Genomic DNA, 20,856 nt, shown 5'->3' on the forward strand with positions numbered 1-20,856 from the left:
GCTCGGGCGGGGGCTTTTCGTAACGATGGCCGAACGGGCTCCGGTGCGGAGCCCGTTTCGGCCGGGCTGTCAGTCCGCGGCCGCGCCCACCGCGTGTTCGGCGCGGTGCTTGCGGAGTTCGGCGATCTCGTGCTCGAAATCCTCGGCGGAACTGAAGGATCGGTACACCGAGGCGAACCGCAGGTACGCGACCTCGTCGAGATCGCGCAGCGGTCCGAGAATGGCGAGACCGACCTCGTGGCTGGGCACCTCTGGGGAGCCCTTGGCGCGCACCGCGTCCTCGACCTGCTGCGCGAGCAGGTTGAGGGCATCGTCATCGACCTCACGGCCCTGACAGGCGCGGCGCACACCGCGTATGACCTTCTCGCGGCTGAACGACTCACTCACACCGCTGCGCTTGACGACCGACAGGATCGCGGTCTCCACGGTGCTGAACCGGCGCCCACACTCCGGGCAGGCACGTCGCCTCCTGATGGCGCTGCCTTCTTCGGCCTCACGTGAATCGACAACCCTGGAATCGGGGTGGCGACAGTACGGGCAATGCATCCGTGATCCTTCGTCGGGGCCTGGGCTCCTCAGCAACCCCGAGGATACCCGGACGAGCGCCATCGGCGTGCGTCCGCCCGGGCGCCGCGCGTGGATCAGGCCGTCAGCCGCCATTCGGCTGTCATGTCACCGATCAGATCCGGCAGCCTGCGCAGCAGTCGCCCGGCGGCCAGTTTATCCGAGAAAGGTTCGGCCAGAATGGGTCTCGCGACAGCCTGATTCACCGACAGCTCGAGGTAGCGGGGCAGCAGATCATTGGTGATGTAGTTCCACCGCGTGTCGCGATCGGCCCAGTTGAACGCGGGCAACGGGGTGCGCAGTGACATGGTCCCGGCGGTGATCGTGGTGGGCGCGAACACACCGGGGGCGCGCACGCCGGGCACCGCGGCCTTGCCGGCAACCGTGCTGACATAGGTCAGCACCCGGCCCATGGCGCCGCGACCGGAGGAGGTGGCGTCCCACTGGTCGGCGATGATCTGGTTCTGCTCGCGGTCGGTCATGCGCAGCGCCGCGTCGGCGAGCCCGGCCGGCGTGCCGCCGTCGATGCCGCGCCACGCCAGCACCGCGTTCTCGTCCAGGACGCCCGCGCGGTACATCTCCTCGATGGCGGCCTGTCCTTCGGCGGCGTACGCCTCGTGCATGGGGACCTGGTCGATGAAGATGTGCTTCTGCATGATCATCAGCCGGGTCTGGTACCAGGACAGGTCGGCGGCGGTGAGCCGTTCGCCCTCGGTGGCCAGCAGCCGGATGTCCGAGGGCAGCAGGTCCAGCAGGTCGGCGGGAGTGCCGCGCAGCAGGTCGGCGACGGTGTTGCCGACCTGGTGCAGGCCGGGGACGCTCACGATGGCCGACACGTCGCCCATGTCGAAGAAGCCCGAGGCGAAGGAGCCGCCGGCCAGCCCGGCCAGGCCCAGCCAGTAGAAGTCCGGATGTGCGTTGTTCAGGCGCAGGTAGTTCACGTAGACCTGGATGAAGGTGTGTGAGTTCGTGGCCACACCGCGGTCCGGGTCCCAGGCGGCGAGGTCGATGCTCGCGTTGCGCGCGGCCACCGCGAGCCAGTACTGGTGCAGCAGGGTGGCGTAGCGCTGCGGCGCGATGTTCGCGGCGCGCGCCTGGTCGACGGCGACGCGCAGTTCGTCGGGGTCCAGCGGCAGCGCGGGGTGCAGACCGCCGCCGCCGGCGCCGTCACCGTTGACCGATGGCAGGTCCAGGTACGCGGTGTAGGCGGGTTCGGCGTGGACGGCGGGCGCTGTGACGAGTCCGGCCAGCAGGCAGGTGAGCAGAACCGTCAGACGGAGCAGACGGCGTGTCCGGCCAGGCGCCCTCCCTGACGAAAACGGGTGGTGGCCCGTGCCTGTGGTGCCGTGCGCCATTGCGCCCCCTTGTGCGGTAAGTGCGATTCGTGTGACCGCACGCCGGTCCACCTGGCCCGGCGCGTATGTATCCGCTGTCACATTCTTGGGGCACCGTAGCAACGCGTTTCAGTTTTCAATCTATATTTCCGGCCACTACCGCGGCGGCCGCAAAACGCCGTGCGAGCGGGCTATCGGCGGGCGATCCCCGGCCGATGACGCTTCCCCCACGCCATCGGAACGCGCTCGGACCACCCACCGGTTATCTGGCGGGGCCGGGCGCGGGCACGACCTCCACGACCGGGACGGTTTCGGCGCCGAATTCGCCCGCGCGCAGCTGGGCCAAGCCCACCAGACCCGCGACGGCCACCGCGGTGAGCAGGGCGGACACCGCGAGTGCCGCGAAGCCGATCTGCGCGCGCTGCACACGATTCAGCGGATGCGCGCCGCGGGCGCGCCGGGCGATCAGGTGGGCCCGGCTCGCGCGCGGGCGCGCGAGCGCGTGCGCGGGCACACGTGGCGCGCGCCGTTCGAAGGCGAGCACGCGTGCGGTGCCCGCGACCCGGTCGGGGACGCCGTCGGCCCGTAACTCCCAGGGGAGGCTGTCGAAGCCGAGATCGCCGCCGAGAGTGTCGAATTCGCTGATCAGAGTGCCCATTGAACGAACCTCCTGGGGTACGGGCCGGCTGGCCCTGGACGATTGACTCGCTCATGTGTTCGAAGAACTGATGTTCGAATTTCTACCACGCCCCGCCGACAAAGTCGCGCATTTGCGCGACATGCGTCGAACAGATGTTTGATCAGTCGGCGCTCGCGGTCTACAGTCGAGGCACAAGATCCCCGGAGCCGTGGCAGCAGTTGCCGCGGGTGCGAATTCCGGTGAGACACAGCGGTGAACGGAGGACTGCGGCGGTGAGCGAACAGGGCGGTGTGGAGAGTGAGAGCGGCCCGGCGGATCACGCCGGCGACCGCGGCACTGAAACATCCGGCGCGGCGGCGGATCTCACCGTGCGCCAGCGCAAGGTGCTGGAGGTCATCCGCACCTCGGTGAGCGACCGCGGCTATCCGCCCAGCATCCGGGAGATCGGCGACGCCGTCGGCCTCACCTCCACCTCCTCGGTGGCGCACCAGCTGCGCGCCCTCGAGCGCAAGGGCTTCCTGCGCCGCGATCCGAACCGGCCCCGCGCGGTCGACGTCCGCGGTCTGGACGAAACCGCCGTGCGCGCGACTTCCGGTGTGGCGCAACTACGTTCGGTGACCGCCGAGCCCGAGTCGGGCGACCATCCGGCGCCCACCTACGTGCCGGTGCTGGGCCGGATCGCCGCCGGTGGCCCGATCCTGGCCGAGCAGGCGGTGGAGGACGTGTTCCCGCTGCCGCGCGAATTGGTCGGCGAGGGTTCGCTGTTCCTGCTGAAGGTCGTCGGCCAGTCGATGATCGACGCCGCCATCTGCGACGGCGACTGGGTCGTGGTCCGCCAGCAGAACGTCGCCGACAACGGTGACATCGTGGCCGCCATGATCGACGGTGAAGCCACCGTGAAGACGTTCAAGCGCACCGGTTCCCAGGTGCTGCTGATGCCGCACAACCCGCTGTTCGAGCCGATCCCGGGCAACGACGCCCAGATTCTCGGCAAAGTCGTCACGGTCATCCGCAAGATCTGACCGTGCACGGACTGCCGTGACCCGGCTCCCGCCCCGCAGACCGGGCGCCGGGTCACGACAGTCGTGACAGCTCGTCAGGTGACCACACCCGTCCACACCGCACGCGAACCCGAGTCACCTACCCGGTAGGTATGCACCGTCGCCGCCGTCCCGGCCGCGATCGCGACGATCGCCACCAGCGCCAGGGCCGCACGCCCCACCGGTCGATTCCGCCCCGCGCGCACATGCACCAGGGCAACCAGCGCGGCGGCCACCACCAGCGGCACGATGTAGAAGAGCGTGTCGTCGCCCAGGTTCGCGTGCTCTTCGATGGCCGGACTCCCACCGCCGAGCCGCTCGCGCAGCCATTCCCCCGCCGTCGTGGTCAGCGGCGTCAGCACGACCACCGCCACCGCGAGCACCGCGGTCAGCCAGACGAACCTCCGGCGCGCGGCGGGCCACAGGGCGCAGAGCACCAGCAGCGCCGCGGTGAGCGGCACCAGGACCACGAGCCCGTGGACCAGCAGGACATGGGCGGGAAGCCCGCGAAATGTGGACATGTCGACGCCCTCGATTCAGCACAGCGGCCACCTGGTACCAAGAACAACGTAGGCGGACGGGCGCCGGTTCGACAGAAAAAAGGGAGAACGCGGCCCGCGCGTTCTCCCTTTTCGGCTGTGTGGTGCCGCTCAGTGCGAGTCCGGCTGCGGCCCTTGGTTTTCCGGAGCGGGGACCTGATCGCGGGTGATGCGCCGGGTCACCGCGTCGGGACGCTCGATCCGGGTCGTGGCCCGGTCGGCGTCCTCGCGTTCGGAGACCGCGGACAGCAGCACGGTCGCCTCCGGGTCGCCCGTCGTGGCGCGAGTCGGGGGCGCGGTCATCGCCGGGCCGGTCATGGCGGGCACTGGACGAGCGGCGGCGGGCGGGGTCGAGCCGGCCGGCGGCTCGATCAGCGTCGAGCCGACCAGGGACTGGTCGTCGGCGGCACGGACCGGCGGGGCGGGCGGCTGATTGAGGGAGGATCCGGCCAGCGGCTGATCACGCGGGTCGCCCGGCAGGTCCTGACCCGCACCGACCGTATCCCGGCTCACGCCGGTGAGCCGCGGTGGTTGAGCCGGATTCAGGCCGACGAGCGGCTGATCGTGATTGGCGCCCAGCAGCTCGGGGTCGTGCACGGCGCCGGCGGGCTGATCGGGCCGGGCCGGGTGCGGCGCGGAATCGGGCGTCCGGCTCGGGGCGGGAGACGCCGGGGGCTGAGTCGGGTCGGCGGGCGTGGTCAGGGTCACCGGCGGCAGTTGCACCGAAGCGCCGGGAACCAGCGGGTCGGCCGAGAGCGCGGCGAGCGTGTACGGCGCGGGGCCCGCGGGCGAACCGGCCGCGGCGGGCGCGGCGGCCGGCGGATTCGCCAGCGCGGCGGCGTCGCGGGCGAAGCCGAGTACCTCGTATTGGGCGCCGATGGTCATGGCCGCGCCGTTCTTGGTGTGCGCGATGAAGCCCTGATTCGGGCCCATGACGCGGCGCAGCGATTCCAGCCAGCGATGATCTAGAACACGACAATCCGCCCACGGGAAGTACTCGAGTCCGGTGCGCAGATAGAAGCGCTCGCCGATTCCCGCCTGCCGCAACAGGTCCAGCAACCAGGCATCGATCCGATTGGGCTGGGCGTTGCGGTAGATGCGCGTCAGCGGCGGCACGACCCCGCCGGAGAACTGACCGAAGGAGTTCAGCAACTCCCCCGAAAACTCATCGACCCTGACGAAACCGACAACGTCGAGACCATGCAGTTGCTCCGGAAGTTGCGCCGCTAACCTGCGCTCGTCATGCAGTTTGAACTTCCTATTGATGTTCTCTGTGCGCATTTGTCTCCGGTTCCCAAGAACAACTCCCCGGAACCCTAACATGAACCCAACCGTTTCAAACCGAGTCGGTCAACCGGCCGGTAACCGCCCGAAATGGCTGCCCGCAATAATTCCGCTACTTATAGAAGCGCTGTTGGCGAGTGCGGTTCGGGTCACCTTCGACTAGGGGTTATAGGCGTTTGCGCTGATCTCGTCCCGCGTCCGCGGACCGGGATTCCCGGCGGCCCGGCAGTTGCTGTGCACGGCGACCGTGAGCCTGCTATCCGCGGACTCGGGCGACCGCGTTCAATAGGCGACGGTGAATCGCTCACCGATGAAGGCGTCGTCGCGCAGCGCGTCGAGGATGGCCTCGGCGTAATCGCCCACGCTGATCCGGCTCTCGCCTTCGGCATCGGTGAGCGGGGTATCACGGGCCTCGGCCCGGTACGCCCCGGTCGCCGCGCCCGGTACGAGATGGACCGGCGGCGGGCTCACGTAGGACCATCGGACCGCGCTGCCGCCCGCCCGCAGGATCTCGAGCGCCTCGCCCTGATCGCGGGCCGTCTCCAGATACTCGGCGGGGAAGTTCGGCGAGTCCACGAAGCGCTGTCCGGGCGCGTATTCGAGACTGCCGCCGCCACCGAGGAACACCAGGCGGCCGACCCCGGCCGCAGGCAGTGCGTCGAGCAGCGCCAGCGCGCCGCGCGGCACCAGCCGGTCCGCACCCTTGACCGCGACGACGACCGCGTCGTGCCCCGCGACAGCCGCGGCCACCGAGTCCGCGTCGGTCACGTCCACGGTGCCGCTGTCCAGTGGCGTGACCTCGAGACCGCGGGCCAGCGCCGCCCGTGTCACGGCTCCGCCGAGATTGCCGGTGGCCCCGATGACGGCGATCCGCGTCGGCGGATACACCGACTCCAGGAAATCGGCGATGAGCGGCACTATCTCGGGCAGCTTCTCCTCGAGCGCTTCGGTCGCACGGCCGAACGGTTGCGGGTGTCCACGGCGCATGTCAGCAAGACGATCAAGGGGCTCGAGCGCCGCGCGGGGACCGCGTTGTTCGAACGCACCAGTCGCAGAGTGGAACTCACGCCTGTCGGCAGCGCCCTGCGCGAGGAGCTGGGGCCCGCGTTCGATCGAATCCAGCGGAGCCTGCGAAATGCCAAGCGGGCCGGACTCGAGATCAGGGGCACCCTGCGCATCGGGTACTTCGGATCGGCGGCGGGCCGCTATCTGCTGGGTGTCGCCGAGCGGTTCGAGGCCCGCTACCCCGAGTGCACGGTGCGGATCACCGAGATGCAGCTCAGCGACGGCGCCGCGCGGCTGCGCAGCGGCGAGGTCGACGCGATGGTCTGCTGTTTCCCGATGCTGGAACCCGATATGACCATCGGGCCGCCGCTGTACGAGGAGGCGAAGATGCTCGCCGTTCCGGTGGGCCATCCCTTCGCGACCCGGTCGTCCGTCACCCTGGAAGACCTCGCCGAGGTCACCATGATCGCGAATCCCCCGGCCCTGCCCATGGAGTTCGACGAGTTCCACCACCCCCGGTTCACCCCGTCCGGCCGCCCGATTCCGCACGGCCCGGCCGCCGCCACCTTCCAGGAGATCCTCGCGCTGGTGGGCGCGGGCCGGGGGACGTATCTCACGACCGAGCAGGCCCCCCTCTATTACCTCCGCCCGGACGTCGCGTTCGTCCCGGTCACGGACGCCCCTCCCCTGCGGTTCGGCCTCGGCTGGCTGAATTCGGCGCTCACCCCGCGCGTCCGGGCGTTCGTCGAAACGGCTGTCGCGCACGAGGACTGAGGAGTTCGGCGTCCGACCGGCGGCTCGGTGCCGGCAAGAAGGATTCGCTCCGCCGGAACGCCGGGCGCGCGCGGCCTTCGTCAGCGGGACACGGCCGGGGTTCCGCACAGCGGGTGTCTCTGCGCCGTAGATGTATCTTCTCTGAGGAATGGCTCACGAGAGAGGTCGATCCCTTGGCAGCACTCCGGCACCCGGACGACCCGGGCGCGACCTTCCGCAGGTACCTGAGTTCGGTTGTGCTGCATGCCCAAGCGAGCGCCAAGGCCGTGGACCTCGGCGCGACGGACCTCTACGCGCTCAACATCCTGGATCTGGCCGGGCCGATGACGCCCGGCGAGCTCGGCGCCCGCACGGGCCTGACCACCGGCCCCACCACGCGCCTGATCGACCGCCTGGAAGCGGCGGGCCATGTCCGCCGGACCGCCGATCCGGGCGATCGCCGCAAGGTCATCGTCGAGCCGATCGACAAGCCGGCCGACCTGGACGCGGTGCTGGCGCCCGCCCGGAGTCGCCTTGCCGACATCGTGGCCGGCTACACCGCGGAGCAGCGGGCGGTACTGTTCGACTACTTCGACCGCGCCGCCGAGGCTTTCCAGGAGTCGGTCGCGGACCTGCCGAAACGACACCGCTGACGAACGAGCGACGCACCGAGCTGGGCGAAGCGCCTGCACGAGCGGATCGGCCCCGCCGCAATGCGGTGGAAGGCCCAGGCGCTCAGCCCCATTCACCGGTTGCAGATTGTCTCAGACACCACTAGTCTAAGCCCGGCGCACGGACCCCGATGAGTACCCCACCGGGTTTCGCAACGCCACGAGGCGGCCCGCCGCCCGGCCAAGTGCCCACTTGAAGCGCCGGACCAGGGCCGCCTCGGCACCATCACACCCAAACGATCCGCCCGCCCGGAGCGAGGGCGTCGAGTCCGACCTGGTAGTTCGGTAGCTAGCGGAACTCGTTCAGCGCAGCACAATCAGCTCAGGTTCGGTCGGCGACTGTTCCAGGACCGTGTCGGTGCGTCCACGCAGGAATCTGTCGAACATGGCCGCCACGTACGTGTGGATCAACCTGGCGCCGCGTTCCGGGGCAATTGGTCCGGCGTATCTCGCCGCCGCGGTGCGGGCGGGCGGCGGTATGAACAATGGCATGTCGGTGAAGTCGTAATGGGCCGAATCGCGAAGGGTAACTTGCCGTTTCCAGCCTGTCGAGTGTTGCCAGAAAGCATCGAGCGAGGGATTGGCGTCCCCGACTTCTTCGATTTGCTGACTGGTCATCACCAGTACCGGGCGGTCCTCCCCTTCGGTGACCGCACGCCCGAAGTCCTCATCCACACCGATTTGACCGTCCAAATCGACTGCGGCGGAGATGCGATGGTCCTCATGCATCGATTCCACCGCGGTGTATCCGCCTGAGGAGTGTCCGACCATTCCGATGTGGTTCATATCGAGGACGGCACCGAGACCTCCGGGCAATGCGCGGTGTTCGACATCGGGGTTGTCGCCCTGTGCCAGTCGCGCAAGCGAATCCAATACCAAGGTGGTATCGCGCAGCCTGGCATCGATGAATTTCTTTCGGACCTCCGGGGTGATCCCGTCCGGCATCGAGGCAGCCTGGACCAGCCGACCGCCGGGAAACTCCACCGCCGGCGTGGTCTCGTAGGTGTGATCGATGGTGACCACCACATAACCGCGGCTGGCCAGATCCTCGGCCAGCCCGGTGCCCATCAGGCGAGTGACTCCCGCGCCCGGCGAGTACAAGACCACCGGATAGTTTCCACCGGCGACTGCGTCGGCGTCGGTATAGGAGTTAGTGAACACCCCCGGAAACTGGAATCCGAATTGCCTGTCGAGATCGGTCATCAGCTGTGTCGACAGGTATCGTGCCCGCGGACTCCGATCGACGTCGGCGGCCGGATAGAACACCGACACCATGAGTTCACGCGCACGATCCGGACGGAAAGGATCGGGCCGGTTCTGGTCGAGCAGATGCAGTGTCGTTGTGCCAACGGAGAATTGGCCGTCGGGACGAGGAAGAACCGCGATCCCGAACGGCGAGGCCGCCGACACCGTGGAACCCGCGGCGATCAGTGCCGCTGTAACGATGGCAACGCCTGCCAGCCTGTTGATCAACGATCCCCCCAAGAGATGCCGAAAGCACTTTAATCGCGGTGCTTTTGACTATATGCGCCGACAGTAGCAGGTCTTCGCCGGCACCCGCGGACTTCGTCTTACGGATGTCGAACTACTGCGGTCGCTGTATCATCTTGCGCTGGTGCGGCATTCGCATCCGGTCGGGGGCGATCACGAAGATGATACCGAGGGGGCGAACGCTGACAATCGCCGCAGTCACGACTCATACAGATGAAAGAACTTCCTTGGCACACAGGTATTCACGACGGCACATCCTGACCGTCGCCGCAGCCCTGATGGCGACCACCGTCGCCCCCGGCGTTGCACTAGCACGCCCCGACGCACCCGTCACGATCACGCTGCCCGCCCCGACCGGCCCGAACCCGGTGGGCGTAACCCAGGTGCATCTCACCGACACCTCCCGTATCGATCCCTGGGACCCTGCTCGACAGCGTGAACTCATAGTCCAGATCTGGTACCCCGCAGACGCCGCGGACACCTCGCCTCTTGCCGCGTGGCCGACTCCCGGCGGGCTGGAAGAACTCCGCTACTCCCTCCTGCAATCCGGTGTCGCACCAGACCTCTGGACGCTCGCGCCCGGTCACAGCCGCACCGATGCCCGCGCCGCCACTGGGCGATATCCGCTCCTGCTGAACTCCCCCGGACTGGGCGACACCACCGGCCTGAACACCGCCCAGGCCGAGGATCTAGCCAGCCACGGCTACATCGTGGCCGCCATCAACCACACCCACGAAGCCTTCGCCGTGCGATTTCCGGACGGCCGCACCGAACGCGGTGTGGTGCCGCTGAATTCATCACTCGACGTCCTGTCGAACCAGCTCATCCCGATCCGAGTAGCCGATACCAGCTTCGTCCTCGATCAGCTCACCGACGCTGCCACCGACCCCGCCGCCGCGCGCCCCGGCCTACCCGAACACCTCGCGGAGGCACTGGACCCGGCGAAGGTCGCCATGTTCGGCCACTCCCTGGGCGGGTCGACCGCAGCCCAGGCGATGCACGACGATCGGCGAATCGCAGCCGGTGTCAACCTCGACGGCCCCATGCTCGGCAGCGTCGCCAGCAACGGCCTCGATAAACCACTGCTCCTGCTCGCCGCCGACACCTCACCCTGGTTCACCGCGCCGGGCTGGGAACCTTACTGGGCCAACAACACCGGCTTGAAACTCCCCCTGCGCATCGCGGGCACACGCCACATGTCACTCACCGACGGGCAGATCATCGTCACGGCGCTTGCCGACGCCGGCCTGTTCCCCAGCGACATGAAGGACATCGCCGTCGGCCCGATCGATCCGAACCGCTCCGTCGGTCTGCAACGGTCATACCTGCTCACCTACTTCGACGCGGTGTTCGGCCGCAGTACCGGAAATCCCATCGAGATCATCGGACGGCTGGCACAGCCGGAGATGCTTCCACACCACTAACCCTTTGCTGCCTGATGTGCGGTGAGACACGGGGTATCGGATGTGCGCTGCACGGGCCCGGTTGCTATGGCGGATCTCGGCCGCCGATGCTCGGGTCGCCGGGCCGGGACCGGGAGGCCGAGCCTTCGAACATGCACATACGCCCGCGGCCCGAGATCAACTCGGGCCGCGGGTCTTCGGGCTTTCATCGGGACGCCGGGCAGGGTGCCGGCGGCGGCTTCTGCGGTGGAACTCGTTCGGGGGCTCCGGATGGGGGCTACTTGACCGAGTTGGCCAGCTGGTCGGCGTAGGGGGCGACGAACTTGCCGAGCAGGGGGAGCTCGGCGCGGGCGCCGCCGGTCTTGTTGGCCTGCACCATCGCCAGGATCCAGACGACCAGGGTCAGCAGGCTCAGGGCCAGGCCGGCCAGGCTGAAGATGATTCCCAGCGCGCCGAGCAGGGAGCCCAGGATGCTCAAGACGATGTTGAGGACCGAGACCGCGCCGAAGAAGACGACAGACTGGGCGGCATGGAACTTCACGTCGGGGTCGTTCTTGCCCACGAAGAGGAAGATGAGTCCGGTGAGCCAGCCCAGCGCGTAGGACAGGATCGCGCTGGTCTTCTTGTCGAGGCCGGTGGAGTTCGTGGGGTACTGGGAAGATGTCATGCGGTAAGTAGACGCGGCGCGGCGCGCCTACCGATACCAACTTTCGGGGAAACCGCAGTTAACGGGAGTGCGCTGGTACCAATCCGTTCCGATTCGTACAAGCGCTCGTGCCGCGCCACCGGTCAAGATCATCGGATGATCGAACGCATCCACCCCTACATCGATGGTGACGACCCGGAAGCCTTCGCGGACTTCTACTCCGGCGTCTTCGGCCTCGAGGTCGCCATGCAAGCCCCCGTGCTCGGCTTCCGCGCCCCCGGAAACCCCGCGGCCCAGCTCATCGTCCTGGCGCCCGGAACCGAGACCCCGACCCCGCGCTTCGGCATCGACCTCGGCGACCCCGCCCTCGTCGACGCCGCGCACGCCGAAGCCCTGCGCCACGGCGCGAAGATCGTCTACCCGCTCACCGACGAACCGTGGGGCGTGCGGCGCTTTTTCGTCGAAGACCCCGGCGGCACCGTGATCAACGTGCTCGCCCACCACCGCTGACGGCGCGCAAACGATCATCGAAGCCCGCGCGAGCAGGCAGAATATCGATCGGCGGGCCCGCGCCGACCCGGTGCGAGAAACTCGTCGAAAAAAGTTTCGGCGACTTGTCGATCTTCGACACCACCCGTTCGACCTAGGGATGTAAGCAAGACCGACACCTACTCCAGGAGACGAACCATGAAGTACATGCTGATCATGCGAGCGACCGACGACGCCTGGGCCGCGATGGAGAAGTACGACTTCGACGAGATCCTCGAGACCATGGGCAAGTTCAACGACGAGCTGATCCGCGCCGGAATCCTGGTCGCGGCCGAGGGTCTCGAGGACGCCGCCCAGACGGTGGTCGTCGACTACGCCTCGGAGACCCCCGTGGTCACCGACGGTCCCTACGGCGAGACCAAGGAACTCTTCGGCGGCTACTACATCCTGAATGTGGCGTCCAAGGAAGAAGCCGTCGAATGGGCCAAGCGGATGCCGCTGACCGGCCCCGGCGTCAAGACCGAGATCCGCCGCGTCACCTCCATCGATGAGTTCCCGCAGGACAACGAGTGGATCAAGAAGGAACGCGCCTGGCGCGAGGCCACCGGCCAGCTCTGATGACGCACCCCACCGGCCGGGAAGCCGTCGCCGCGGTCTGGCGCATCGAATCCGCGCGGATCGTCGGCGCGCTGGCCCGCTACACCGGCGACTTCGCGATGGCCGAGGATCTGGCGCAGGAAGCGCTGGCCGAGGCGCTGGTGACGTGGCCGCGCGAAGGCGTGCCGCGGCAGCCGGCCGGGTGGTTGCTCACGGTCGGCCGGCGCCGCGCGATCGACGCGTTCCGGCGCCGTGCCGCCCTCGACGATCGGTACAGCACCATGGCGGGCGCACTCGGCGAGGGTGGTGCGCTGACCGGTGGCGCGCCCGCCGAGCCCGCGCCGCCGGACGCCCAGGTGCTGTGGGATCCCGACCAGATCGACGACGACGTGCTCGCCCTGATGTTCATCTCCTGCCACCCGGTGCTCTCGCGCGAGGCTCGCCTGGCGCTGACGCTCCGGGTGGTCGGCGGTCTGACCAGTGACGAGATCGCCAAGGCGTGCCTGGTGCCGACCGCGACGGTGCAGGCGCGAATCACGCGGGCCAAGAAGACACTCGGCGCGGCCGAGGTCGCGTTCGAGGTGCCGCCCGCGGCCGAGCGCCCGCCCCGGCTCGGGTCGGTGCTCGGCGTCATCTACCTGATCTTCACCGAGGGCTCGTCGGCCAGTGCCGGCGGCGATCTGATCCGCACCGACCTGGCCGGCGAGGCGGTGCGGCTCGCCCGGGTGCTGGCCCGCCTCATGCCCGCCGAGGCCGAGGTGTACGGGTTGCTCGCCCTGCTCGAGCTGACCGCCGCCCGGTTCCCGGCTCGTACGGGTCCCGACGGCGAGCCGGTGCTGCTCGAACAGCAGGATCGCCGCCGCTGGGATCGCTCGGCGATCCTGCGCGGCCGGGCCGCGCTGACCAAGGCGGCCGAGGTGGGCCGCGGTCTGGGGGCGTACGGCCTGCAGGCCGCGATCGCCGAATGCCACGCCGTCGCACCGTCGGTCGAGGCGACGGACTGGGAACGCGTGGTCGTGCTCTACGAGGCGCTGGGCAGGCTCGCGCCCTCACCGGTGGTGGAACTCAATCGCGCCGTGGCGGTGTCGATGGCGAGCGGCCCCGCCGCCGCCCTGCCGATCGTCGACGGCCTGGCAGCCGCGGGGGCACTGGCGAATTCGCACCTGCTGCCGAGCGTGCGCGGCGAGCTGCTCACCCGTCTCGGCCGGACCGCCGAGGCTCGGGACGCGCTGAGCGAGGCGATTGCGCTGTGCGGCAACGAGCGAGAGAAGTCGGTGCTGGCCAAGAAACTCGCGAATCTGTAGATACGCCACACCGAGATCGGTACCTGTTCGCGCACAACAGTTTTCCGATACCTCGGTGCTGAGCTCACGGTCCGCGCCCGGTGACGCCACAGGAGCCCGCTCCCGCGGCGTCGCCGGTCATGCGGCGTCGACGAACGCTCCGTCGACCAGGAGCGGAACCACCTTGCTCCCCTCGACTTCGGCCGCGACGGCTACGTCACCGCCGAAGCCTTTCGAGGTGAGTTCGCGGCCGGAGGCGCAGTCGTGGATCAGCGCGGGGACGTCGGCGAGGCCGTCGTAACTCGCTTTGGCGACAACGGCTTCCGGTGAGAGCCCGCCCGGGACGAGGTCGGCGAGCACGCTGATGACCGCGGCCGCGCCGAGCCAGTCCTCCACCGCGGGCCGGATGACGCCGGTGCCCGGCCAGTGTTCCCCGGCGGCGATCACCGCCACCGGGTTCTCTTCGGTACCCCAGCCCCGGGCGGCGATCCACTCGGCGACCGCCGAAGCGTTGCGCAGGCAGGCGGCGAGCACCGGAATCCCGGTCACGGCAGCGCAAATCGCGGAACCGTTCGGTGAGGGCAGGACCAGTCGCTCGGGGGCAGGGGCTCGGCGCAGGGCGGCCGGCGAGAGCGACCAGGGCTGCTGTTCGGAGACGGCGCTACGCCCCACGGCCAGTTCCGCGTTCTGCTCGGCGGCGAACGCGGCCGCGTCGCCGTCCCGCCACGGGTAGGGCAGGACCCGGGTTCCGGCCTCGACCATGACCGACACCGATGTGGTGAAGGAAAGCACGTCCACCACCACGACGGCGGCGCTGCCCGGGCCGAGCGCCCGCGCGCCCGCCAGTCCCCAATCGATTCGAACCCCCGTCGACAGCTGCTTCGCCCACTCCGGAACCTCGGTCATCCCCGCCCCTTCGACTCGCCTCGAACCCAGCTGGCCAGTGTGTCAGAAATCGACCCGGTTCGCCGAACGGCAGCACCCGGCAGTGGACCGAATACGAACCGGCAGTGCGGCATTCACCGCTCCTGGGCGATACACCGGACGCCGCAAACCCAACAAGCGTCACCAGCCGACCGTGTGCGTGGGGAATCGAGCGCTCGAACCCTCCTCAGCCGCGCAGTTCGGCGATCGCCTTCTCGATACGCCGCTGCCGGGTCTCGGGCTTCTTCGCGCCCTCGATCGCCAGGACATGCACACGCTTTCGGCTGTGCGAGAGCTTGTCGTAGGCGGCGCGCGCCTTGGCGTCCGCATTCAGCGCTGCCGCGAAGTCCTCGGGTTCGATGACCTCGCGGGGCTCGGTGTCCAGTTCCACCTCGACCTCGATTTCTTCCCCGATATCGACCCCCGCCGCCTCGCGATTCGCCCTACTCAACCCGATCAGGTGGCGACCGCGCATCAAAGCGATGCGGCTCCGCCACGAATGCCCGTTGATGGTGATCGTGACCGGCGGCCGTGCGCCCTCGCCGAGCGCCGTCACCACCTCGGCCGGAACTTCCAGGCCGCGCATGGGTTCGGGCGGCTCGACATGGGATCGAAACTTCATGTGCGCTCTCCTGGTGACTCACGGCGAACCGGCTGGTCCGGCTCGCGCTCCCCACCTCGAGATCATCGCCGTGATCGGGACGGACCCGGCATATGCCACGCCGTCGCGAACCTCGGTGCGGCGGAGCCGCTGCTTCCGGTGGGTTCCCGGCCGCTGAAGCTCCAGCCGCCGGTCGGTATGGGTCCTACGGTATTTCCGCAGCAACCCCGCGACATCCGTGGTGACCACCGAACGCGCCACGGAGTTCCGCACGCAGGACTTCCCGCGCAACCGAAACAGCCGTGCGTGAGAATGTGGACGTGTCGAAGTCGAAGCTGGCCGCCGGGATCTCGGATCGTGAGGCCGAGGTGCTCGCCCTGGTCGGGCGATACCGCAGCAATGCCGAGATCGCCGCGCAGTTGTTCATCTCGGTGCGCACCGTGGAGACCCACGTGTCTTCGCTGCTGCGCAAGGTCGGGGTGGCGGATCGGCGCGCGCTGGCCGAACGGGCCGCCGAGCTGGACCGGTCGCAGGCGAGCGGGGCGCCCGCCGCCGTGCTGCCCGCGCCGCTGACCTCGTTCGTCGGCCGTTCCCGCGAGCGCACCGAATTGCGCGAGGCGGTGCGGGCTCATCGGCACGTGACGGCGCTGGGTCCCGGCGGGGTCGGCAAGACGCGCCTGGCGTTGGCCGTCGCCGCCGACCTGTCCGGCGAATTCACCGGTGGCGCATGGTTCGTGGATCTGGTGCCGGTCACCGATCCGGCGATGGCCGGGGCCGCGGTGGCGCGGGCGCTCGGGCTCGCCGAGCAGCAGGGGCGCGGTCTCGAGGAGTCGGTGTCGGCCACCCTCGGCGACCGCCGGGTGCTGCTGGTGCTCGACAATTGCGAGCATCTGCGCGACGGGGTGGCGCCGTTCATCGAATACCTGCTCGCGAACTGCCCGAACGTGACGGTGCTGGCGACCAGCCGGGCCCGGCTGATGGTGCCGTTCGAGCAGGTTTTCACGGTGCCGCCGCTGTCGCTCGGGGACGATGGCGCGGACGCGGTCGCCCTGTTCCTGGATCGGGCCGCGGCCCTGGGCTGGCCGGTGGACACCGAGCAGCTGGATCGGGTGCGGGAGATCTGCGGCCGGCTCGACGGGCTGGCGCTGGCCATCGAGCTCGCGGCCGCCCGGCTGCCCACCCTCGGGCTGGACGGGCTCGGGGCGAGCCTCGCGGATCCGCTACGGCTGCTGGTCGGCGGGCGGCGGGCCGACGAACGGCATCAGTCCGTTCGGGCCATGCTGGATTGGAGCCAGGCGCTGCTGACCGACGAGGATCGCCGTGTGCTGCGGCGCATCTCGGTGTTCGTCGCGCCGTTCACCGCCGTGGATGCCATGGCGGTGGCGGGTTCGGCGGAGCTGGACGCGATCGCGGTCGCCGACGGGCTGGCCCGGCTCACCGAACAGAGTCTGCTGACGGTGGTGCGGTCCCCGCGCGGGACCCGCTATCGGGCGCTGGAGACGATTCGCCAGTACGAGCGCGAGGAGCTGGTGTCCGCCGGTGAACTCAAGGATACCCTTGCGCGGCATGTGAATTGGTGTGCGAGCGCCGCCCGCGAGCTGCTCGCCGCCACCGAACGTCCGGTGCGGGAGCGGCATTCGGCGTTCGATGTGATCGCCGACGACATGCGCGCGGCACTGGCCTGGGTGGCCGCGCTTCCCGAACGGCGGGACGAGGCGTTCGATCTCGCTGTTTCACTGGCGCGGTTGACTTTCGACCGGAATCTGATCGGCGAATCGCAGCGGCGCTACGAACAGGCGGCCGCGCTGACCACGGACTCGAGCGCCGCCGCCGCGACCCTGCGACGTGCCGCCGAGGTCGCCGGGTGCCGACTGCGCGGCGAGGACATGTATCGCCTGTACCGCGCGGCCGCCGCGATCGCGTCCGGCGCGGGCGATTCGGCCGCTGCGGCACGGGATCTGGCCACCGCCGCGATCACCGTCTTCCGGATGGCGGATACGTTCGCCCAGCCGGTCTCGGTGAGCGAGGCCGCGGCGCTGTTGAACGAGGCGCGCGCACTGGCCGGGAGCGATCCCGCCGCGCTGGCCGCCGTCGCGCTGGCCGAGTGCGGGGTCCTCGCGCATGCCGACGTCGAGGCCGACGCACCCGAGCACGACTCCGAGCGCGGGTCGGAAGGGCTTGCCTCCGAAGCGCTCACCCGCGCCGAGCACGCGGTGGATCTGGCCGACCGCACCCGAGACCCGCTCGCGCGCAGCGCCGCACTGGACGCGCTCGCCGCGGCGCAGTGCTGGGCCGGGGACATCTTCGCCACCGCCGGCACCACCCAGCGGCGGGTGGCGCTGCTGTCCGCCATGCCGCTCTCGCCCGCCAGTTCCCTCGAACATGTCAACGCGCTGTCCGAGGCGGCCGAGATCGCCATCGGTGTCGGCGATCTGGCGGCTTCGCGGCGCTGGGCCGAACAGTTGCACGATCTGCCGCTGCTGGCCGAGCGTGGTGATTTCGCCACGGCCGCGCTGCTGGTGGCGGAGGCGCTGGCGGGCAACCTCGACGAAGTACTCACCGGCAGTGGACGATTCCTGGACGCGTGGGAGCTGTCGGGCCGCCCGCACTCCCCCGGCCTGGCTCCCGCCGCCGCGGCGGTCGCGATGGCACACGGCCTGCGCGGCGACGATGCCGCGCGCGGCGAGTGGCTCGCGATCGTGGACGCGCTCGGCGGCACCGGCGCGCAGCAGTCCGCCTATCGCTCGGTGTTCGAGGCGATCGTGCTGCTCGATCGCGGTGAGAATGCCGCGGCGCTGGCGCAATTGCCCATCGAACAGGATTCCCCCGACGAGCGCGCAATCTGGATCTGGCGCCACTGGTACGTGGCCCTGCGCGCCGAGGCGGCGGTCCTGGCCGGCCACCCGGACGCGCCCACCTACGTCGCCGCCGCCCGAACCACGGTGTCCGGCAACCCGATAGCCGCCCCGATCGTGGAACGCGCCGCGGCCCTCCTCGACGCCGCCACCCGCCTCCCCGCCCTCGCGTCGGAGTTCGACCGCGCCCACTGCCCCTACCAATCGACCCGAACCCGAACCCTCGAGTCCCGGTCCTGATCTGCCGCAGGCCCGCGCCTCCCACACCAACCCGTCGACACCGCCGAACGCCCCGCGCCCGCTACCGACAACGGAGCACGGCTCGGTGGCGGCCAGCGATCCCCGTATGGCGGCATAAGTTGCTGCGCCGCAGACTGTTCGCTGATCCGTGATCGCTCCACCTCGAGTCGCTGTGCGTCGAGCGTGGCGACCACATCGTGATGGGAACACCCGCCGGAGGAGGTTGTCCGACTGAACTGCGTTCTGCGGTAGGAGAACTCGCGGAGGTCGACTAGGGCCCGGTGTTCGCGTCACGGAGCGCGGTGATCATGCTGCGCAGGGAATGGAACGCAGCGGTCCGTTCGGGGGCGGTCATGCCGGAGAGCATCGTGAGTTCCACGGAACGGACTGCGGCGGAAGCTTTTTCGAGGCTTCGGCGGCCTCGGGGGGTTAGGCGGGTGGGGAGGGCCTTGCCCACCGGGGCCTCGGCGGGGCGGGTCACGTAGCCGTCGCGTTCCAGGGACTGGAGCAGGACGTTCATGGTTTGGCGGGTGACGAACGCGCCGCGGGCCAGGTCGGAGTTCGACAGGCCGGGGCGCTGGGCCAGCAGCTCGAGGCAGGAGTAGTGGGTGACGCTCATGCCGAGGGGGCGCAGGACGTCCTCCATGGCCGCACGGAGTGCGCTCGAAGCCTCTTTCAGCAGGTAGCCGAGCGAAGTTTCCAGGTCGATGCCGTCTTGACTCATGTCAGTATTCTGACATACATTGAGGCGTGTCAGTAAACTGACATACCAGGAAGGAGATCACCATGCCCGTCACCGGCCCCGACTTCATCTCGCTCCAGACGCGCGACCTCGCCGCTTCCCAGGCGTTCTACGAGCGGTACCTGGGCCTCGTCCGTTCCCCGGCCGGCCCGCCGCACGCCGTGGTGTTCGAGACGAAGCCGATCGCGTTCGCCCTCCGCGACCTGATTCCCGGCACCGACCTGGAATCCGCCGTCCACCCCGGATTGGGCGCGGCGATCTGGCTACACGCCACCGACGTCCAAGCGATCCACGACGCCCTCGCCGCGGATGGCCACCCCATCGTCTCGCCCCCGATGGACGGCCCCTTCGGCCGGACCTTCACCTTCGCCGACCCCGACGGCTACCGAATCACCCTCCACGACCGCACCTGAGCACCCGGCCATGCCCGCGATGTTCCGGCCCTATCCCGAGGTGCCGGAAAACCCGGCCTCGGTGAACGCCCGCAGGCCGGACCGTCACCAGCACGCCGCTCGACTGTGCGGCAATGACTTCCGCTGATAGCGTTCCTTCCCGGCAGGCGTTATGCCTGGATCGTCTGGGGGGATATCGTTGATTCGGTCGATAGTGGTGTGCCTGTCAGCAGTGGCGCTGGTGGCCGGGAGCGCAGCCGTCGCGGGTTCCGACCCCATCGGCGTGACCGTCCTGCCCCGGCCCGACGGGCCGCATCGAGTGGGTGAAACCGTTGTGCACCTGGTCGATTCAGCTCGGGAAGACCCGTTCCATCCCGACCGGCAGCGCGAGTTGATGGTGTCGGTGTTCTATCCCGCCGAAGCCGTCGAGGGGCACCCGCGCGCCCATTACCTTTCCACCGCACTCATTCCCGATATGGAAGAGCGTTTCGGGCTGGAGATCCCGGGACTCCTCACCAACTCCTACACCGGTGCGCCCGCACTTGCCGGAGGGCCGTACCCGGTGATCCTGTACTCGCCCGGAGCCGGTGACACCCGGATCTACGGGACCGGGTTGGCGGAGGACCTTGCCAGCCGTGGCTACGTCGTGGTCACCGTCGACCCCACGTACGAATCGACCGTCGAGTTTCCCGGGGGCAGGGTCGAACGGCCCGCACCGCTGCCCGGCGGATTCGACAGGGACATCCGTAAGAAGTTCATCGCGGCGCGACTGCTCGACATCCGATTCGTCCTGGACTCGCTGGCCCGGATCGCCGGTGGCGACAATCCCGACGCCGGCCACAGGGCGCTGCCGGCCGGACTCGATCATGCCCTGGACCTCGAGCGTGTGGGCATGGTCGGGCATTCGTCCGGCGGGTACACCGCGGTCGAATCGTTGCACGACGACCGCAGGATCGACGCCGCGGTCGATCTCGACGGGCAGATCGGCGTCGACGAGGAATTCGGGCGCGCGGCCGCGGAGGGGGTCGACCGGCCCGTCCTGGTGATGACCAGCGGGCAGATCGAGGAGGTCGGGGACGCCAACCCGTCGCTGGCCGCGTTCTGGACGAACGCCACCGGCTGGAAACGCCAATTGACCCTGCGGGATTCGGCGCACTACGACTACACCGATTTCCCCGCACTGGTGCCCGCGATCGCCCGCCCCGCGGTAGCGAGATACATCGGTCCCATCGCCGCGGATCGTGCCACCTCCCTCGTGCGCACGTACGTGGCGGCCATGTTCGACAAGTTCCTGCGCGACCGCACCGACACCCCGCTCGACCGGCAACCCGCCGAGCCCGAGATCGTCGTCACGCGCTGACCG

The 20,856-nt window shown here is 69.3% G+C and carries 21 protein-coding genes; 10 read left to right on the plus strand and 11 right to left on the minus strand.

The window, feature by feature from the left end; genetic code table 11:
• Positions 1 to 69 precede the first annotated feature (69 nt).
• From nrdR to ACFVBH_RS07415, 3 genes are all read right to left on the minus strand, one after another.
• On the minus strand, positions 70 to 546 hold the full coding sequence (gene nrdR / locus ACFVBH_RS07405; RefSeq protein ID WP_354991087.1) for a transcriptional regulator NrdR: 477 nt from the start codon (positions 544 to 546) through the stop codon (positions 70 to 72).
• A gap of 95 nt (positions 547 to 641) precedes the next feature.
• Positions 642 to 1,919 carry a hypothetical protein gene (locus ACFVBH_RS07410; RefSeq protein WP_379000609.1) on the minus strand — a complete coding sequence of 426 codons (1,278 nt, stop codon included), beginning with the start codon at positions 1,917 to 1,919 and terminating at the stop codon, positions 642 to 644.
• A 241-nt stretch (positions 1,920 to 2,160) separates the two neighbouring features.
• A complete protein-coding gene (locus tag ACFVBH_RS07415) occupies positions 2,161 to 2,556 on the minus strand; it encodes a hypothetical protein (protein ID WP_379000612.1) in 396 nt (131 codons plus the stop codon).
• A gap of 350 nt (positions 2,557 to 2,906) precedes the next feature.
• Between ACFVBH_RS07415 and lexA the strand changes: the two genes are divergently transcribed.
• On the plus strand, positions 2,907 to 3,560 hold the full coding sequence (lexA, locus tag ACFVBH_RS07420; protein ID WP_379001637.1) for a transcriptional repressor LexA: 654 nt from the start codon (positions 2,907 to 2,909) through the stop codon (positions 3,558 to 3,560).
• A gap of 74 nt (positions 3,561 to 3,634) precedes the next feature.
• On the opposite strand, the gene ACFVBH_RS07425 is transcribed toward lexA, so the two are convergent.
• From ACFVBH_RS07425 to ACFVBH_RS07435, 3 genes are all read right to left on the minus strand, one after another.
• Positions 3,635 to 4,099 (minus strand): DUF2231 domain-containing protein, encoded by a 465-nt coding sequence (locus ACFVBH_RS07425; RefSeq protein ID WP_379000614.1) that lies wholly within the window; start codon positions 4,097 to 4,099, stop codon positions 3,635 to 3,637.
• A gap of 129 nt (positions 4,100 to 4,228) precedes the next feature.
• Complete coding sequence (locus ACFVBH_RS07430; RefSeq protein WP_379000616.1) at positions 4,229 to 5,398, minus strand: hypothetical protein; 1,170 nt, start codon at positions 5,396 to 5,398, stop codon at positions 4,229 to 4,231.
• A 285-nt stretch (positions 5,399 to 5,683) separates the two neighbouring features.
• A complete protein-coding gene (locus tag ACFVBH_RS07435) occupies positions 5,684 to 6,388 on the minus strand; it encodes an NAD(P)-dependent oxidoreductase (protein ID WP_379000619.1) in 705 nt (234 codons plus the stop codon).
• Here ACFVBH_RS07435 and ACFVBH_RS07440 point away from each other — a divergent pair.
• On the plus strand, positions 6,374 to 7,180 hold the full coding sequence (locus tag ACFVBH_RS07440; RefSeq protein ID WP_379000621.1) for a LysR family transcriptional regulator: 807 nt from the start codon (positions 6,374 to 6,376) through the stop codon (positions 7,178 to 7,180). The two genes, ACFVBH_RS07435 and ACFVBH_RS07440, sit on opposite strands and share 15 nt — an antisense overlap.
• A gap of 173 nt (positions 7,181 to 7,353) precedes the next feature.
• Entirely contained in the window at positions 7,354 to 7,812 is a 459-nt protein-coding gene (locus ACFVBH_RS07445; protein ID WP_354991078.1) for a MarR family transcriptional regulator, read from the plus strand.
• A gap of 321 nt (positions 7,813 to 8,133) precedes the next feature.
• Here ACFVBH_RS07445 and ACFVBH_RS07450 read toward each other — a convergent pair whose 3' ends face one another.
• Entirely contained in the window at positions 8,134 to 9,303 is a 1,170-nt protein-coding gene (locus ACFVBH_RS07450; RefSeq protein WP_379000623.1) for an alpha/beta hydrolase family protein, read from the minus strand.
• A gap of 245 nt (positions 9,304 to 9,548) precedes the next feature.
• On the opposite strand from ACFVBH_RS07450, the gene ACFVBH_RS07455 reads away from it, so the two are divergent.
• On the plus strand, positions 9,549 to 10,745 hold the full coding sequence (locus ACFVBH_RS07455; protein WP_379000625.1) for an alpha/beta hydrolase family protein: 1,197 nt from the start codon (positions 9,549 to 9,551) through the stop codon (positions 10,743 to 10,745).
• Between the two features lie 256 nt (positions 10,746 to 11,001).
• Here the strand turns inward: ACFVBH_RS07455 and ACFVBH_RS07460 are convergent, their stop codons facing one another.
• The gene (locus ACFVBH_RS07460; protein WP_379000627.1) at positions 11,002 to 11,391 is read right to left on the minus strand and encodes a DUF4870 domain-containing protein; all 390 of its coding nucleotides are present in this window, start codon (positions 11,389 to 11,391) and stop codon (positions 11,002 to 11,004) included.
• Between the two features lie 135 nt (positions 11,392 to 11,526).
• On the opposite strand from ACFVBH_RS07460, the gene ACFVBH_RS07465 reads away from it, so the two are divergent.
• From ACFVBH_RS07465 to ACFVBH_RS07475, 3 genes are all read left to right on the plus strand, one after another.
• The gene (locus ACFVBH_RS07465; RefSeq protein WP_354990214.1) at positions 11,527 to 11,880 is read left to right on the plus strand and encodes a VOC family protein; all 354 of its coding nucleotides are present in this window, start codon (positions 11,527 to 11,529) and stop codon (positions 11,878 to 11,880) included.
• Positions 11,881 to 12,057: 177 nt separating this feature from the next.
• Positions 12,058 to 12,477 carry a YciI family protein gene (locus ACFVBH_RS07470; RefSeq protein WP_354990213.1) on the plus strand — a complete coding sequence of 140 codons (420 nt, stop codon included), beginning with the start codon at positions 12,058 to 12,060 and terminating at the stop codon, positions 12,475 to 12,477.
• Positions 12,477 to 13,760 carry an RNA polymerase sigma factor gene (locus tag ACFVBH_RS07475; protein ID WP_379000630.1) on the plus strand — a complete coding sequence of 428 codons (1,284 nt, stop codon included), beginning with the start codon at positions 12,477 to 12,479 and terminating at the stop codon, positions 13,758 to 13,760. Before ACFVBH_RS07470 ends, ACFVBH_RS07475 begins: the two co-directional genes overlap by 1 nt.
• 117 nt (positions 13,761 to 13,877) lie before the next feature.
• On the opposite strand, the gene ACFVBH_RS07480 is transcribed toward ACFVBH_RS07475, so the two are convergent.
• Positions 13,878 to 14,645, minus strand: a complete 768-nt coding sequence (locus ACFVBH_RS07480; protein ID WP_379000632.1) for a 2-phosphosulfolactate phosphatase — start codon at positions 14,643 to 14,645, stop codon at positions 13,878 to 13,880.
• Between the two features lie 205 nt (positions 14,646 to 14,850).
• Positions 14,851 to 15,285: a YdeI/OmpD-associated family protein gene (locus tag ACFVBH_RS07485; protein WP_379000634.1), complete on the minus strand. Its 435-nt coding sequence runs from the start codon at positions 15,283 to 15,285 to the stop codon at positions 14,851 to 14,853.
• Between the two features lie 299 nt (positions 15,286 to 15,584).
• Here ACFVBH_RS07485 and ACFVBH_RS07490 point away from each other — a divergent pair, with 299 nt between their 5' ends.
• The gene (locus ACFVBH_RS07490; RefSeq protein WP_379000636.1) at positions 15,585 to 18,359 is read left to right on the plus strand and encodes an ATP-binding protein; all 2,775 of its coding nucleotides are present in this window, start codon (positions 15,585 to 15,587) and stop codon (positions 18,357 to 18,359) included.
• Positions 18,360 to 18,630: 271 nt separating this feature from the next.
• On the opposite strand, the gene ACFVBH_RS07495 is transcribed toward ACFVBH_RS07490, so the two are convergent.
• The gene (locus ACFVBH_RS07495; protein ID WP_379000638.1) at positions 18,631 to 19,083 is read right to left on the minus strand and encodes a MarR family winged helix-turn-helix transcriptional regulator; all 453 of its coding nucleotides are present in this window, start codon (positions 19,081 to 19,083) and stop codon (positions 18,631 to 18,633) included.
• Positions 19,084 to 19,145: 62 nt separating this feature from the next.
• On the opposite strand from ACFVBH_RS07495, the gene ACFVBH_RS07500 reads away from it, so the two are divergent.
• Positions 19,146 to 19,514 carry a VOC family protein gene (locus ACFVBH_RS07500; RefSeq protein ID WP_379000640.1) on the plus strand — a complete coding sequence of 123 codons (369 nt, stop codon included), beginning with the start codon at positions 19,146 to 19,148 and terminating at the stop codon, positions 19,512 to 19,514.
• Between the two features lie 196 nt (positions 19,515 to 19,710).
• Positions 19,711 to 20,853, plus strand: a complete 1,143-nt coding sequence (locus ACFVBH_RS07505) for an alpha/beta hydrolase family protein (protein WP_379000642.1) — start codon at positions 19,711 to 19,713, stop codon at positions 20,851 to 20,853.
• Positions 20,854 to 20,856: the final 3 nt, after the last annotated feature.

The organism is Nocardia sp. NPDC057668 (assembly GCF_042799795.1).
Classification (GTDB): Bacteria; Actinomycetota; Actinomycetes; order Mycobacteriales; family Mycobacteriaceae; genus Nocardia.